This is a genomic window from Methanomethylovorans hollandica DSM 15978, from assembly GCF_000328665.1.
In the GTDB taxonomy this organism is placed as follows: Archaea; Halobacteriota; Methanosarcinia; order Methanosarcinales; family Methanosarcinaceae; genus Methanomethylovorans; species Methanomethylovorans hollandica.
The window spans coordinates 73,240-89,334 of sequence record NC_019972.1; the positions used below are offsets into that span (position 1 = coordinate 73,240).

Annotated in this window: 15 protein-coding genes; 3 read left to right on the forward strand and 12 right to left on the reverse strand. The window is 35.8% G+C overall.

Going from position 1 to position 16,095, the window contains the following annotated elements:
* The first annotated feature begins 465 nt into the window (after positions 1-465).
* From METHO_RS12145 to METHO_RS12155, 3 genes are all read left to right on the forward strand, one after another.
* Positions 466-867, forward strand: coding sequence for a DUF1699 family protein (locus METHO_RS12145; RefSeq protein ID WP_015313805.1), 402 nt, complete (start codon positions 466-468; stop codon positions 865-867).
* Positions 868-1,015: 148 nt separating this feature from the next.
* Positions 1,016-2,275, forward strand: coding sequence for an RNA-guided endonuclease TnpB family protein (locus METHO_RS12150; RefSeq protein WP_015313806.1), 1,260 nt, complete (start codon positions 1,016-1,018; stop codon positions 2,273-2,275).
* Between the two features lie 59 nt (positions 2,276-2,334).
* Positions 2,335-2,556 carry a DUF3006 domain-containing protein gene (locus METHO_RS12155; RefSeq protein WP_015313807.1) on the forward strand — a complete coding sequence of 74 codons (222 nt, stop codon included), beginning with the start codon at positions 2,335-2,337 and terminating at the stop codon, positions 2,554-2,556.
* Positions 2,557-2,561: 5 nt separating this feature from the next.
* Here METHO_RS12155 and METHO_RS12160 read toward each other — a convergent pair whose 3' ends face one another.
* From METHO_RS12160 to METHO_RS12215, 12 genes are all read right to left on the reverse strand, one after another.
* Entirely contained in the window at positions 2,562-3,821 is a 1,260-nt protein-coding gene (locus METHO_RS12160) for a hypothetical protein (RefSeq protein WP_048831360.1), read from the reverse strand.
* 67 nt (positions 3,822-3,888) lie between these two features.
* Positions 3,889-5,010, reverse strand: coding sequence for a hypothetical protein (locus METHO_RS12165; protein ID WP_015313809.1), 1,122 nt, complete (start codon positions 5,008-5,010; stop codon positions 3,889-3,891).
* Between the two features lie 650 nt (positions 5,011-5,660).
* Positions 5,661-5,882 (reverse strand): hypothetical protein, encoded by a 222-nt coding sequence (locus tag METHO_RS12170; RefSeq protein ID WP_015313810.1) that lies wholly within the window; start codon positions 5,880-5,882, stop codon positions 5,661-5,663.
* 45 nt (positions 5,883-5,927) lie between these two features.
* Positions 5,928-6,791 (reverse strand): hypothetical protein, encoded by an 864-nt coding sequence (locus tag METHO_RS12175; RefSeq protein ID WP_015313811.1) that lies wholly within the window; start codon positions 6,789-6,791, stop codon positions 5,928-5,930.
* A 243-nt stretch (positions 6,792-7,034) separates the two neighbouring features.
* The gene (locus tag METHO_RS12180; protein WP_015313812.1) at positions 7,035-8,003 is read right to left on the reverse strand and encodes an ABC transporter ATP-binding protein; all 969 of its coding nucleotides are present in this window, start codon (positions 8,001-8,003) and stop codon (positions 7,035-7,037) included.
* Positions 8,004-8,005: 2 nt separating this feature from the next.
* On the reverse strand, positions 8,006-9,214 hold the full coding sequence (locus METHO_RS12185; RefSeq protein ID WP_015313813.1) for a COG1470 family protein: 1,209 nt from the start codon (positions 9,212-9,214) through the stop codon (positions 8,006-8,008).
* A gap of 42 nt (positions 9,215-9,256) precedes the next feature.
* Positions 9,257-9,565, reverse strand: coding sequence for a hypothetical protein (locus METHO_RS12190; RefSeq protein ID WP_156811296.1), 309 nt, complete (start codon positions 9,563-9,565; stop codon positions 9,257-9,259).
* Positions 9,566-9,731: 166 nt separating this feature from the next.
* Positions 9,732-10,595 carry an ABC transporter permease gene (locus METHO_RS12195; RefSeq protein WP_015313815.1) on the reverse strand — a complete coding sequence of 288 codons (864 nt, stop codon included), beginning with the start codon at positions 10,593-10,595 and terminating at the stop codon, positions 9,732-9,734.
* A 3-nt stretch (positions 10,596-10,598) separates the two neighbouring features.
* Entirely contained in the window at positions 10,599-11,486 is an 888-nt protein-coding gene (locus METHO_RS12200; protein WP_015313816.1) for an ABC transporter permease, read from the reverse strand.
* A gap of 328 nt (positions 11,487-11,814) precedes the next feature.
* Positions 11,815-13,545: a Tol biopolymer transporter gene (locus METHO_RS12205; RefSeq protein ID WP_156811298.1), complete on the reverse strand. Its 1,731-nt coding sequence runs from the start codon at positions 13,543-13,545 to the stop codon at positions 11,815-11,817.
* Between the two features lie 42 nt (positions 13,546-13,587).
* Positions 13,588-15,159, reverse strand: a complete 1,572-nt coding sequence (locus tag METHO_RS12210) for a TolB family protein (RefSeq protein ID WP_048831361.1) — start codon at positions 15,157-15,159, stop codon at positions 13,588-13,590.
* A 28-nt stretch (positions 15,160-15,187) separates the two neighbouring features.
* Complete coding sequence (locus tag METHO_RS12215) at positions 15,188-16,090, reverse strand: ABC transporter permease (RefSeq protein WP_015313820.1); 903 nt, start codon at positions 16,088-16,090, stop codon at positions 15,188-15,190.
* Positions 16,091-16,095 lie beyond the last annotated feature (5 nt).

Here is a 16,095-nt window from a genome sequence, read left to right on the forward strand (position 1 = left end):
AAGTCATCCTTTGGTATTAATTCTAACAACGAAAAATCTCCAACAGCAGAGCATATAAAGTCTATACGAATATTAGATCCGAAAAACCAAAAAAGATTCTATATTATTTTTCCGTATATGAGAACAATTGATAGGATAGAAATAATTATCCAAAATATAACGTACTTGAAAATACCGAATGTAATTTTGAATGGCAGGGACACGGTATCTTGGATGAATCCTCTTCCTTTAGGAAAGGCGTAATAGATTAATATGAGTAAAATTGGCAATAAGTATAGATCAATCTTGTTCACAATGAAAAACTGTCATTACAGTATATGAGCATGTCGGGATTTTTTGGCAAACACATCTCAATTAAAAAATTAGCAAACTATAAATACAAACACATCATTATAAATATATGTATGTGAATAAGTGTTTTATTAAAAGTAGAACACAATTTTATATATCGTTGAGGTATTAAAAATGAGAATTAGAGTAATTAGTTCAACGGATGAATTTGAATCACTTAAACAAACTGAAAACATCATACACCTTGCATTCAGGCCATCGAATACTGATATCTTTTCTATAGTAACGAAATGTCCCCAGCTAAAAGCAATTCAGATCCCTCCCTCCTATAAGAAAACGATATCAAAAACTACTATAACTTTCCTTGAAATGCAGGGTATCAAACTGCTTGAAGGGGATGTATGGGGACACCGTAAGGACCTCAACGAGTATTCCGAAGTATCTCCTAATATATATGATCGAATAAATGAACTTCGTCAAAAAGGGATGAGTGATTCTGATATAGCCGAAAAGATGTCAAGAGAGACTAGGCTAAATTCAGATTTTGTTTCTTTCTTACTGACCTACAACAATTAATCTTCTAATTCTGGTCTATCAAGTTGGAGCAAGATGACCCCCGTATTCAAACGGGGGATGAATTTCAATTTTAACAAAAAAGGCATCCATATTATCAACGCATATTAGATTTGATAATAAGAACCTATTTTTTTAGATGAGTGATTAGATGAAGAAAGGTAATGTATATCGAATCTATCCTGACAAGGAACAAAAAACTTTGTTAGAGCAGCATTTTGGTGCTACCCGATTCATCTACAACCGTTCTCTTTCGATCAAGAATCTGATGTATGACAAATTCCGGATCAATGTGACAGAAATCGACCTGAATAATAACTTAAGTTCTCTCAAGGAAACATTTCCCTGGTTGAAAGATATCAATTCTCAATCGTTACAACAGGCAAACCGAAATCTATTGACTGGATTTAAGAACTTCTTTGATGGAAACGGCTCTTTTCCGACCAGAAAAAAGAAGAAAGACAATCATTTCTCATTTCAGGTTCCTCAAAATTACCAGATTAATCTTACAGCTTCCCTGATATACCTTCCTAAAATAGGATGGATGAAAATAGTTATTCACAGAGATTTTCTAAGCAAGGAATTCATTGAAAATAATCTCGTCCTAAAAGAAGTCAATGGAGAAAAGATCCTTGACCAGAAATTGAATAAAGAGTTTAGGATTCTAAAGACGTTAACTGTTTCAAGGACATTAGCTGGAAGGTATCATGTAAGTATTCTGGTCGAGGATAATGAACCCTATCCTGAACCTGAATCTTTTACGGAGGAAACAACAGTTGGAATTGATGTCGGAATCAAGTTATTTGCTGTTCTGTCAACGGGAGAGGTCATTGAAAACCCTAAGTTCCTGAAAAGGTCATTGAAGAAACTCGTCAAATTACAAAGGAGTGTATCCAGAAAACAAAAAGGTTCAAAGAACAGGAAGAAAACTGTCGCTAAACTAGCAAAACATCATCAGTTAATAGCTAACCAGAGAAACGATTATCAGCATAAGGTTTCCATGAAGATAATTAGCGAAAACCAAGCTGTCTGTTTGGAAGATCTTAATGTAAAAGGATTGGTTAGGAATCATTGTCTTGCTCAGAGCATCAGTGATGTTGGATGGTCTGAGTTCATTCGGAAGCTTATCTACAAGGCAGAATGGTATGGTAAGACCATTCTAAGAATTGGTAGATTTGAAGCATCATCAAAGTCCTGTAATGTTTGTGGATACAAGAAGGATAATCTTACTCTTGATATAAGAGAATGGGAATGTCCTTCATGTAAGACTCTTCATGACAGAGATCTTAATGCATCTATCAACATCAAGAAAATCGCACTTAATAACTTAAACACCGCAGGAACTGCGGGAAGGGCCTATGGACTTACTGGCATAAGTCAGAGGTATGAAGTAGGAAGCCACCCTTTTTAAAGGGTGGTAGTTCACAACATGAATGGAGAGATAATTGATTTGTATGAGAGGAATGTGTAATGTTCAAAGCAACTTTGGATAGAATAGAGGATCAAAATGCTGTATTGCTTGTCAGAGAAGATGAAAGTAAAATGTTATTTGTTCCTCTTTCTCTTTTACCTTCTGGTATTGGGGAAGGCGATATTTTGGAGATAGAAATTCGACAGGATATTTTGGGAACAGAACAGGCAAGAGAAAGAGTAGTGTCTTTGCTTGATAGGCTCAAAAATAAAAAACATTAATATTTCTATGCCATTAGGTGTACTCTGTTGCCTGAGTACATTATTACGAGACCTCTTTGGTGTAATTCTCGTAGTGCATCCAGAAAACGCTGTTCATTGAGCTTAGTGATTTCTCTGATATCATCAATGGACATTTTTGTATCTGTTATAAATCCATTAAGCATTTCTCCATGAAGGACCTGTGCATCCGTAGATAATTTTCGTTCTTTTGAGGCTTTAGTAGTATCGGTTATAGTGTAGTGGAACATATCAATCCAAGTGTCAACGGATGTTCTTATTTCATCTTTGGTCGTTTTCTCTGTGAGTTTAGTCCTGGCTATAGCCATTGATAATTTTGGTACTACAGAACCAATGTCCTGATTATAGGAAATTCCTGTGCTAGACCGGAGTTCGTTGATCAAATCGTAAAAAGCGTTGTCAACCGTTTTTTCTAGAGATTTAGTGATCTTAGGCTGGAATATTAGAGAATCAAGTATTCTTCCAGTGACCAGGGGGCTAAGGTAATCCATATCTTCTTTGTATGTATTAAGTGGCATTAGTTCAATATCATTTTTTTTACTGGATATCTGGATAGGAAGCTGGATGGGCATGTTTTCGGGATTATGTACAGCGATATTTATCTCTGCTTTACTTTTTGTTGGTACATTAATTGGTTTGTCGATGAACTGATATCTGATATCAGATTTAGGAGAGAGTAGTTCCGTTGGAATAACGGAGAACTTTCTCTTATAGGCATTCCAATCTTTCTTTTTTCCAAATATTGCAGTGTTCATACCTCCACATTCAAAATCGAGGTACTGTGGTGATGATACGGAGCAAATGCTTAGTACGTTTCCAAGGGTTTCAATAGCTGAAACATCTCCCTTTACTCCTCCGGTAAAGTAGCTAATAAATTCCTCTTGATCTAGCATTTGCCTTTGAGTTATCTTTTTCGGATCTACTTTTATCCAGCTGGCTACATAATGCAGATAAATGTAACTAATATCCGGAGGATATCCATCAACCATCTTTTCAGTTTCAGTAACAGTAGCTTTTACGATGGTCTTTTCGTCTGGAAATGGTGGTTTTACAAATACATAGTAATGATTAGTATCCATGTTATAGAAAGGAGAAGGATTCAGTTGGAATGTATTGGGAAGGTTATGCATCTTTTTAGCGAAACCCATATGATCTTTTACAAGAACAGCATTATCTTTTTCCAAGTCTATATTTTCCTTTCCAAAGAGTAGATGGTGTTCTAATCCTGAGAATTCATACCCGTACATTCGATTTCTTAGTGATGATCTAGCCATATTTTTTCCTTTTACTCTTTCAGAAAGAACGGGAGAACTATTATGTATTTCCCTTGACCGCAATCTGTTCGTCTATTCTTGTCCATTCTTTTACATATGTTTGCATTTCCGGGCATTCAGGAATGTTTTGGATCCAATCATTAAGTGCTAAAACATCAAGGTTGAATGTTATCTGAAGGAGTCCTATAACTTCTTTCTGATCAATATAGAAAAGAACATTTCTGGTTTGGAAAACTGCGTTCTGGAAATCTTTCTTGTTAGCATTAATCATTCTTTCCATTTCTTTTAGGATTACTGGTAGAAGACTTAATCTATATAAAAGATAGAAGGAGAAGAAAGCACGGGTAATTCTGTCGATTATTCTTTTTTCGATTGACTTGATAAAAGCTGCATATGGAATATTCTTTGTAGTTGTTTTTGATATTTCTTTTTGAGGAAGGTATAATTCCATCTGTTTCGCAACACCAGCGTATATTCCTCGTTTTTTGTTTCGGTATTCTTCGTTTAGATTCCTGAATTTATTGATCTCAATCAGTATTTCAACTTCTTTCTCAGTAAAGATAGAATGTTTTTTCAAGAGTTTCTGCAAATATGTGTAATCTTTTGGATTGTTGATATTGGCAGAGATTTCGTGTATTTCATTGGGTATTTCACTTGTCTTTCTGATGTTATTATTTCCAATGTCGAATATTGTTTCTATCAGATCCATTACAATGTTATCTGTAATGTCAGATAGTTTATTTCGGGTATGTGCAATAGCATTCTGGAATTCATTCTTGTTAGTTTCTATCAGCTGATTGATGTCATTTAAGGTAACGGGTAGTAGATTGAATTTGTATATTAGATGGAGAGAGAAGTAAGCATTGACTATTTTTTGAGTAATTTGCTTTTCTGTTTCTTTTATATATGCAGCATATGGTACGTTTACTGTAATTAGAGTTCCTTTTACGATTTTTGTTTGTGGATAATACAAGTTCATTCTCTTAGCAACTTCGGAGTACATTCCCCTTGGTCTGCTTTTCCAAGTTCCTTTTTCTTCACGATATTTTTTGATCTCAAGAAGGACTTCTATTTCTTTTCCAGTTAATAGTGAGTGATCTTTGAGAAAATGGCGTAGCTTTGAAAAATCCTCATGATTCTCTATTTCTCTCCATCGTCCCATAGTTTTATTCCATTATTTTTTGTTAGTGTATTTGTTTGTTTTTTTATATATTTACTTCTCTAAGTTGACTTTAGATTTTTTAGTATATTGATATTATATTTTTCTATTTAGAATCTATAGGAAACGTTAGAATATAAGCGTGATCTTCAAATATTAGAAACTCTATTTATAACATGTTACTGTCGGGGCACTCACCTATGCAAAAAAATCTTTTTTTCTCAATCCTTTTGAGTGCTCTAAAATTCTAATCAATTACTACTGACATTCTGTACTAGAGGTGTATGTTGGTATTCCTTATATCAGAATATCTCAGTCAAAGTGACTTGCTGATAAAAAAGTGAGTTTAAAGGAGACCCCCTCCCTTTTGCGGAGGAGGGGGAGCGACATCTGCAAAATCGTTGTGGTTGGATTCTGCAATTGCAAATATCTTAATATGTTCTATATATTTATATCTTTTGTATTTTCAACGTATTGTTGTTGTTTTATTGTGAATATCACAAAAAATGTAAGTAATTACATTATAGATAATTAGATCGGAAGCAAGATATGTATCAGTAACAGGATCAAAAACAATGTCTTGCTTCTGATATTAATAATAGTATTGATCATATTAAGGAATTTTGGCCACTTTTTCGAACAATGACATGCTTCTATTTTCCTCTTTTACGAATAATTTGGTATGATACGTATATTAAAATGAAAAATCCTGCAGACATCATTAGCCCTGCGCTATATCCAGCAACACTGTCATCCATTCCAACATTTGTTTCTGTAAATATTCCATACAATAAAATCGGCAAAGCTATAATGATAGGCGTAAGTAACAAGATTTTTCCTATAACTTCTAAAGCATGTAAATAATCTTCTTCCAACTAATCACCTTATCTTTTATTTGAAAAAAAAAAAGGAAAGTGTTTTTAAAAGTCTATTTTAACATTCGAGTATTTTGTATATCCTCCGCTATCTCCATCTTGTGGTCCAAAGTCTGATCCAGCTTCTCCAGCTCCATATACTGAAGCACTTGTTTGTACTTTTAGGTAAGCAATATAATTGTGGCCACCCTGTATATTTACGGCTAATCCTTTATTGAAACTTTCTCCAACTTCATACCATCCAAGACCACCAGCTGATTCACTATATATCTCAGTAGAATATTCCGTTCCAGTAGTTGAATCTTTTAATATAAGATGAACTTTCGAGCTACTTGAGCCTCCAGCAGCTGCAGAGGTCAATCCTTCAATATATCCATTCATTCTTATGTTTGCAGTTCTGCTTCCAGTGCCGCTAACATAGAAAGAAGTTCCTACCCATGACCATGCTCCTCCTCCTCCATATCCTCCGGGACCAACGACTGTTGCACCAGTAGCTTTGTTTGAACTGGTAGTATATCCAGATCCATATAATATCGGAGCTACTCCCCACTTTGATTTTCCACTGGAACCAGTATTTGCGCTATAGAATGTTTTATCAGTGCCAAGAGTAACGGTATTAGTAGCAAGAGTTCCAGAGAGAGATTTAGTGTTTTTGCTATCGTTAATTGCTTTTTCTACGGAAGCAGTTATCTGTGACTCCATTTCCTTCTCAATCTGCATTCGTATGTTCTCTGCTTCTTTGAGATCTGCGTATGAAGATGAATTATTCGAAGCGTGTGAAGCTATTTCTTTTTCTTTTGTGCTTATATCTGCTGTCTTTTCTATTGATTCTGCACTTGCTGTAACTACAAACAATGTACAAATCAACAGCGTTCCTATAACCAGCATATTTCTTAACCGATTTCTCATTGTTTACCTCTTGTTCTTTACTCCAGAGGCGTTGAAATATGGATTTTAATTTTGTAAAGCCAATATCTCTATGCCTTTGGGCCACTAGGGTTTGAATCGACTCTGAATGTTTAGTTCAATCCCGAGCACATATATTCATGATGTGCTATATTGTAATACAACTAAATTTCATTTATGTATTATGGCCACTTTTTCGAATTAATAATTAATGTTATCGATTTGTAAAAAAGTGAAAATAATAATTTACACTTGAACTCCTTCGATGATCTTAAGGAATAGCTTCTGCAGATTCATTTCCTCTTCTTCGAACATTGAGATAGTTCCACCTGCGTTCTTTACACTTTTTGCAATCTCGCCGCGTGGCATGTTATTTGTGTGTATATGCAACGTGCTATCCTGTGTATTAGTGATCTGCACTCCATCTATACTCCTTATAGCATCAATTGTTGCAGATAACGGTATATCCTGCACTTCAAGGAGATAGTTCACTCCTTCCTTTTCCTTTACAATAGCCCGTAGTTCTTCCACAGAGCCTACAGCAAGCAATTTGCCTCTTGCTACTATTGCTATTCGGTCACAGATCTCTTCTACTTCCTCCATGGAGTGTGAACTCAAAAAGACAGTAACTCCTTTATTCTGATTTAAATCTTTAATGAGATCTCTCATCATCTGAGCACCAAGAGGATCAATACCGCTTGTAGGTTCGTCAAGGAACAGGATGGATGGCTCATTGATCAAAGCCTGGGCAAGACCAAATCTCTTCCGCATACCTGTGGAAAAACCTCCGATCTTCTGATCAATGGCCTTTTCCAGACCTACAAGGTTCAGCAGGTCAACTATCCTTTTTTCCCTCACCTCAGGTTCAATATCGTATAACTTGGCATAGAACCTCAGGTTCTGTCTGGCTGTCAGATGGTCGTAAAAACCAGCAGGTTCAGGAAGTACACCTGTAGCTTCACGGATATTGATCACTTCCCTTACAATATCAAATCCTGCGACTTTTCCGCTACCTGAAGTTGGTTCAAGTAATCCGATCATCATCTTCATCGTAGTGGTCTTGCCCGCACCATTAGGTCCTACAAACCCGAATACTTCACCTTTTCTTACTTCAAGGTTAAGAGCGTTCACAGCAGTACTCTCGTTATGTTTCCCAAACTTCTTTGTAAGGCCTTTAAGCTCTATTACGTTCTCATTTGCTACCACGTTATCCATAATTATCTCCTTCCGAATTTTGAAATTACTATTAACAATAAAACAATAGCAGCTGCTACTAACCCAATCCCTATAAATCCGCTACTGCTGGATTTTTCAATTGTCACTTCTACAGAACCATCCTTACTCTGGGCCTCATCACTAACTGCTCGCATAAGCAGCTCTTTCGTTCCCGGACTTGCATCGGCTCTGGCTGTTATTTCGATAGATGTATCCCAGGATTCTCCTGCTTCAAGTTCATCTATAGTGCCAAAACTTCTGACTTCAGTTGTAAGTCCTGTTACATCCTGTACTTTCAGCTCCACGTTATTGAGTGTTTCATCTCCTGAGTTTCTTAAGGTAACATAGATCTCCTTCGAGGAACCCGGATTAAGAGCAATGCTACTCGTACTCTGTGATATAGTAAGCATTTCTTCTTCTTCCAGACCATTGTTGATGGTAAGGTCAAGTCCCATTGAAACACCATTTTTTCCATTTTCCGGTATGGCCTGGATCTCAAAGGGATATATTCCATCAGTTGCATTTTGTGATGGTTTGACCTTTACAATGAACTGCTGTTCAGAATCAGCAGCAACTGATAATTTTGTCTGTCTGTAATCTTCATCATCTACTTCCTGAAGGAACTGAATGCTCCAGTCTTCCGGCTTTCCGATTGCGTTTAAGGAAACAGTTACTCGATGGTCATATTTGTTAACAAGAGTTGCAATGTACTCTACGGTATCAGTTGAACGTGTTTCCATACCGGGAGTAGTCGAATAAAGATCCAGATTTGGCTCAGCGTTGGTATCTACTGTAACAGTAAATTCTCTGGAAATTGTGTCGCCATCATCAGGTTTGAACTCAGCCCATATAGAATAAGCACCACTTGATGTATTTGAAGGAACATTAACTCTCAATACAATCTCTTCAGGCTCATTGTTATCTTCAGGGAATAATAAATTCGTAATCTGATCATTGTCCTCATAGAACCCCGCACTCCATCCTTGAGGTATATCTTTTACAACCAGATTGCACCATGCATCGTCACTATCATTATAGCAGCTTTCTACAGTTATGGGAAATTCAATTGTATCTCCGGGATAGACAACTTTTCCAGTAATCTGGTTAATTACTGCTACTGATGAATAATCTGCATTGACACAAGTAATTGCCATCAGAATGAATATCAGAGCAATTCCTGTAATTTTGATGAGAAATTTTGTATTTTTCATTGCACCACTTTTTACTGAAGGATTTGTAAGATCGCTGTTAACTCAAACTGCTATTACTCCCAGAGAAATGTCTGATTCTTCGTGTTCATCAAACAATGTTATATCGAACATGCTCCACAATTGCAAACCGGTTTGAATTTTTTCAGTGAGATCATTATCTACTGTCACTTGTATTGTGATATCTTTGCTATTTCCCGGAGGGAAATAGAGCTGTAACATTAACCATGCAGATTTTGATTGAGATATCTCAGAATCAGGATCCATTACGTATACTTCTTTGAATATTGAATTGTTTTTAGGATCCGATATTTCAACCATGACCTGATGAGAAATTGTATCTTTATTTTTCATTGAAAAAAGAGGTTCTGGCTTTCCAATGAATATAAAGGGCATAGCAATGCAGCTGATAATGATCAGTGCAATTATGACAGCAGCAAAAGAAAGTATGTATGATCTTTTCATAATTTTATCTCTCTGATCTCATTGACATGCTATGTTTGCTCCCTAAACCGTTTTATCATAATGTAATATCCTTCCTCAGAAATGCTATGAATGATAGAACAAGCAGAACCATCGGAACTACAACTAATATTGTAAGGTCCATCCAGAAGTTAGAAAGCACATATGGAATGGTCTGGCCGACATCAAAGAGTCCATTGACCAATTGCTGATAATGATACGCTGGTGCTATCCCTAATAACTGTTGAAAGATAACTGATAAATTCCCGTCTGCATCTACGATCTGGATACCAAAAACATACAGTATAGCTCTTATGATATCAGAATATGCGATAGTAAAGAACAGCCAGACCACTATGTTATAGATAAGTGAGTCTGACGTGTTCTTTGCAATTATCGAGATAAATAGTCCGGATCCCAGGAAGATGACAGAGTACAGGTATGCAAGAATGAAATACAGGGCAATTCGTGAGATCTCAAATAATGTTATCTCTTCACCGATGAACATGAGCAGGGTTCCAATGGATAATGCCATTGATACTGCAATTACAAGTAATAATGACATCATGGCTCCCAGTATCTTTCCTGTTATAATGTTATCCCTGTAGACAGGATGAGTTAAAAGCACGTTCATAGAACCTGACTTCTCTTCTCGCAGAAGTGTATCAAAGCTTAAAGCGATGCCAAATAGCGGTATGAATTGTGACAAGGTAGAAGTAAAAAAGAACAGACCTCGCAAGATTCCTGGCATAAGGCTGTCCATCATTCCTACAAAATTTGTTGCAATAACTCCATACTGATAACAGGAAGCTATGGAGATCAGGCTGAATGATGCTAATAGGATTAAGAATATGGGACTCCAAAGGTTATCTGCAAATTCCTTTTGGGCTATTGTCATTGCATTTCGGAAAATTACATTCATGCTTTATCCCCTCGTTATATCCTGTTTTATAAAGATCAAAAGAGATGATATGATGAGCAAAAAGGGTGCTACTATAAGTGATACAATATTTGTCCAATAGTCATTCAACCATTGTCCTAATGAGTGACTCATATCGAATAATCCTGCACTGGTCTTTAGATCTTCTTCATCATACGAGATGCTAATTCCAGCTACTGCCTGGTAATAATGATTTAACGGAGATAGATACTGTAATTTCTGGTCTACTATCTGAGCATGCTCCTCATTTTCGCTGTAAAGAACTTCACCTGTCGTAACAGAAGCTATTAATGCAGTTATCTGTCCGAATGCAAGGATAAATACTGCCCATAAAACTATACCAGTGATAAATGACTTTGCAGGATTATTAAATATTACTGAGAAAAGCACTCCTAGAGCGAAAAACACTGATATGTAAATGAAAGAAACGAAGGAAAATATCATTATTCGATTGATCTCTGTCATGCTGACCGGGATCCCTGTCAGTACAAGGGTCACTCCGATTGAAGATATGATCGACAGGATGATCACTAAAGCAAGTGTTAGCAAACCTCCTGTGACCTTGCCTAGAATAATGTTATCCCGAAATACAGGGTGTGTCAGAAGCGTATTCAAAGAATCAGATACTCTTTCTTTAACGATTGCATCATATCCAAGGGCAAGTCCTAAAATGGGCAAGAATGTACCCATTGTATATACAGTAATAAATGAACCCTCTTCGAAGATATTGGATTGGTTTTCTACATCACTGATACTACCGGATAAAAGAATCATTATTACTAATGCAAGCAGTACTCGGAATCGTGTGCTGTATACATTATCAGCAAACTCTTTCTGGGCTAATGTTAATATGTTCTCAGTATTTAACTTCATTCTATTTCCTCATAACTGCATTGCATTTTTGTGCAAACGATCTGTTGATAAAATAAAACAGATAATTTGCTGATATGGGTTTAGAGATCATTTTTCTAATATGAGGGATCGATTTTTTTACCAGGCAACTTTCTATTCTACTTTTCATTAAATCCCCCATTTGATATCTTCCACCTTTACTTAAATCATTTCAATGTGTTTCATTCTAATTCGTTTGCATTTTATTTATCCATTATGGCCATTGAATGAACTGTTCTCTAAAAAACAATTGATTTCAGTCTGCTCAATGCTTTTATGAGATTCATCCAGACTTCTCTAAACTATCTGATCATTTCCTCCGTTTTAGTAAGCATATGCATACAATACAAAAAAATAGGTCTGTCAGCTGAAATGCAGGCGAATGGGGTGTGTTTTTATTGTTGGCCTCGTCTTTGTTTCCGATGGTTTTTACACTGGCCTGACTGCTATTGTTGGACTGGACTTTATTCTCATTGCCAAGTATTTCACTTACAGGCATTTCTTTCCAGCCATCAGTTAAATTCGTACCATCCAATGAAATGAGATAGGAACTACCATGTATGGTTTCATCACTTTTGAAATGCGTAGTGGTTGCTGTAAGTATCTTGCTGTCCGGGCTCCATCCTTCTACAAAATCATATCTACCTTTTACAGCCGGAGTTATTTGAGTGAGGTTAGTTCCATCAGAGTTAATAGTAAAAAGTGGTGCTTCAATGAGTTTTCGAGATTCGATCGAAGGTTCACGATCAATAGTTTTACCGTCCTCACTGATCGCAGAAGTAAATGCGATCGTTCTTCCGGATGGACTAATCGATATCTGCTTAAATTCATATACCTCCCAGATGTAATGCGTTGTCAATCCGATATCTGTAATATGTAGAAGATTTGTTCCATCGAGATCTATAGAATAGAGCTGATTCTCATTTTCAATGAAAAGGATCTTGTTGCCATCAGGAAACCATTGCGGATGAGTTGCATTGCCTTCATATAATAGACGTTTTTTGTTATCATTGCCCTCTAATATGTATAGATCTCCATTCTCATTCAATAGCATATCAGAGCCATTTGGCTGCCAGATACCAAATTGAAGTTGTGTATCACTAAATAACTCAAGATTTGATTGGTCAATTTTCAATGGTTCTGACCCATCAATATTAGAAAGATAAGATTGATATTCATCTTCATTTTCTGATCTTGAACCGGTGACTATTTTTTTCCGATCAGGGCTTATCGAGGAGAGACTATATTCTTCTCCTTTATTAGGCGAAGTAAGTGTCCTGATATTATTTCCATTGATGTCTTTGACAATTATGCTTCCATTTTGTAATTGACAAATGACAACTGTTGAATTACACCACATAAGTGTATTTGCATTTGTCTGCAGTTCGAATGCTTCAGTTCCATCCAGGTTCTCTATCCAGATATTGCCAAAATAGTTTTCTGAATCTTCATATTTGAAAGTTAATTTTTGATTATCTGGACTACAAGTAAGGTCCCTGTATACAATTTCTCTACCAAGATGAGATATTACATCAGATAGAGTAGTAGTATCAGAAGAACCTATTGTTCTCATATTAGTACCATCCGGATTGCAAATTACAGTGTTTCCTCCAAACTCACCACGGCCACCCCTTTTTGATACGGAGAAATATGTTTTATTATTGCCTGGAATCCAGCTAATTCCCGGTGACATATAATTGCTTTCTTCTTCGGTTATACCATAGTTGATCTCTCCAAATGTTCGATTTTGGAAATCTAATAGGTAGTGTTTGTTAATGGATTCCGCCATGGATATCTGATTGAATGACCCAAAAATCAAGTATCTTCCATCTGAACTCCACTCGGGAGAATGTATTACGAAGCCATTCTCTGAATGAGTTAAGTTAATCAATTGAAGCGAACTGATATTTCCGGAAACCGGCACTGCTGTTGTTACTCCTACAAATAGGAAGATCATTAGAATAATACACCATTTATTGTTCATTCTGTCACCGATTATTAAAAATAATAGTTCTGGATAATCCAGAACTGGTCTGGTCAAGCATGATAATATGCATATTTGTCAATTTACATTTCTATCTACTCATCGTTTTTTGATATGCACATATGCCATAGCAACAACAAATACAACAAATCCTAAGATTGCAGAAAAACCAGGAGCCTGAGAAGCAGCTGTATTATTTACTTTTTGCTCTTGGTTGTTACTGCTGTTGAGTACAGTTACTTGAGATGCTGAATCATTTTTCTGATCCCTGGCAATTATTCCTGGATTGTTTCCATAGTTCATTTCAAGGATCGTATTATTGATTGCAATGAAATGTTCCTGAGGAGAGACACTAATCATATAAGGATAAATTGCAGATCTTGGGATCTCCCATATTGTGTTCGTACTCGTATTCAAGATAGATGTTTTGCTATTAGTAGTGAACATAAGATCAACATTGATCCATGAACTTCCTGTTACATTTGAGAAATCCTGCTTATATGAATCATTAAATATAACTAATTTAGAGGTACTGGTATCTAATACTGATATATAATCATCAGGACCTAAATGAACTTCGACTACTTCTATACCATCTAACAGGACCTTCTGATTTCCGGTAATTGAAATAGAACAAAGTTTACTCGATCCAATTGAGTCATCGGCCACTAAATCGGCCACTAACAGTCTTTCACTGTCAGGATACCAGTTTAATACTGAATATATACCTCTTTTTTGATTTATTTTTTCAGTAGTGTTTGTATTTTTATCCATGACGTAAATATCATAACCATTTTCGCTATTTTCATCTGTTTCATTCAAAGTATAGAACACAAGTTTTTGACTGTCTGGACTCCATACTGTATCATACATTCCGATATTTTCAACTGAATACATTAAATAGCGTTCTTTTTGATCAATGTCTATATTTACAATATTTTTATACCCTTCCAAAAAAGCGATATTTTTACCATTTGGAGACCATTCAAGATGATCAATATTAGAGATGTCATTATCAATATCAAAGGTAAGGTTATTTTCTTTGACAGGATCATAGATAACCAGTTTCCCAGGAGCAGGTACAGCAAGCATTTCTTCAACAGGAGACCACTTATAATTTAATGGATAGTTATAATTGCGAAGCATCTTGTTATCCATTTCGATTTGTTGAACTTGTTGCATTTCAGTTGATACAACGAAAAGCTGAGCTGATTTTACCGTGTACATTTTCCCTTCAGTTAATTCTTCATATGCAAAAAAATCCCCAGATTGACTCCAGGAAGGCGATTCAATTATCTTTCCATATTCAGTAGTTGTAAACTCTGTCCATGCAATGCGTGAGATGTTTGAGAAGTCTTTACCTGCAATATAAAGTGCAGAAATATATCCTGACTGAGTATCTCCTTTTCCTTTTGGACAAACATAAAGCTTTACGTTAATTAATGCATGTTTCTCATCAGGGCTCCAGATGACATTATAATAAGGACCAAATTCAATTTCAAGGCGATCAGTATCAACAAGACCTCTTATATCCTTATCTATTGTCTGATTCAGGTCAGCTATGATCGTCGTATTCATTTGTTTGATGCTGGTGCCTGCAGCAAGTGGCTGAAAAGAGATACAGGCTAAAGCAATGAGTAGTATGATTTGAATTGTTTTCATTTTGAACATTTGAATCACCATATGAGAATATAAAATATCATAGAGTCATGTCTTTTCTTAAAAATGAAATAAAACATAAAACCAATAGTACGATAGGGGTTAGAAGCAAATATAAAATGTTTAGCCAAAATTCATTGAACCACTGACCAAGTAAGAAACCGGTATCAAAAATACCTCTGATATTTGGTTCAATGTTAATCCCTCCCCAGCTGAGATCGATTTCACCAAGTGATACTTCACTGTAATGGTGAAGTGGAGTAAAAGATATTAGCTTATATGCTGAGTCAGGTATGTCGGTTTGGCCTGTAGATGCAGAAGTAATTGAAAGAATTATGGATCCAGACACAATGCAAATCAATAACCATATCAGGATATTATAAACAAGTGAATCTTCTGATTCTTTAGCATGTACCGATATGAATATTGCAATTTCTGCAAATATAAGTGCATACAAAAAAGTTAGAACAATAAAGATAAGGATCCTGAGAATTTCCAGATAGCTTATATTTGTACCCGTATAAACTAGAATAGTTCCTACAGGAACTATTGTTGAGAAAAAGATAACAGTTAGAAGTGCTCCAATTATCCCAATAATTTTTCCTACGATTATATTGTCTCGAAAGACAGGATGGGTTAAAAGTACATTAAAAGATCCTGATTTTCTTTCCTTTATTATTGCGTCGAATCCAAGTGTAATTCCTATAAGAGGCACAAACCATCCAATTTGCTGTATAATTCCCATCAAACCAGACATTATAGTTAAGTTTCCTCTGGTTTCAATTAAGTACACACTTCGGAATGAGAAAGCAAGAATGATTAGAGTGTAAGTTACTATGAACATAAGAAATAAAGGGCTGGATACAAGATCTGCGAACTCTTTATGAGCTATCTGAAATATGTTTTTTAAATTAATTTTTTTACTTTGATTGTGTCTGCTCATGTTTT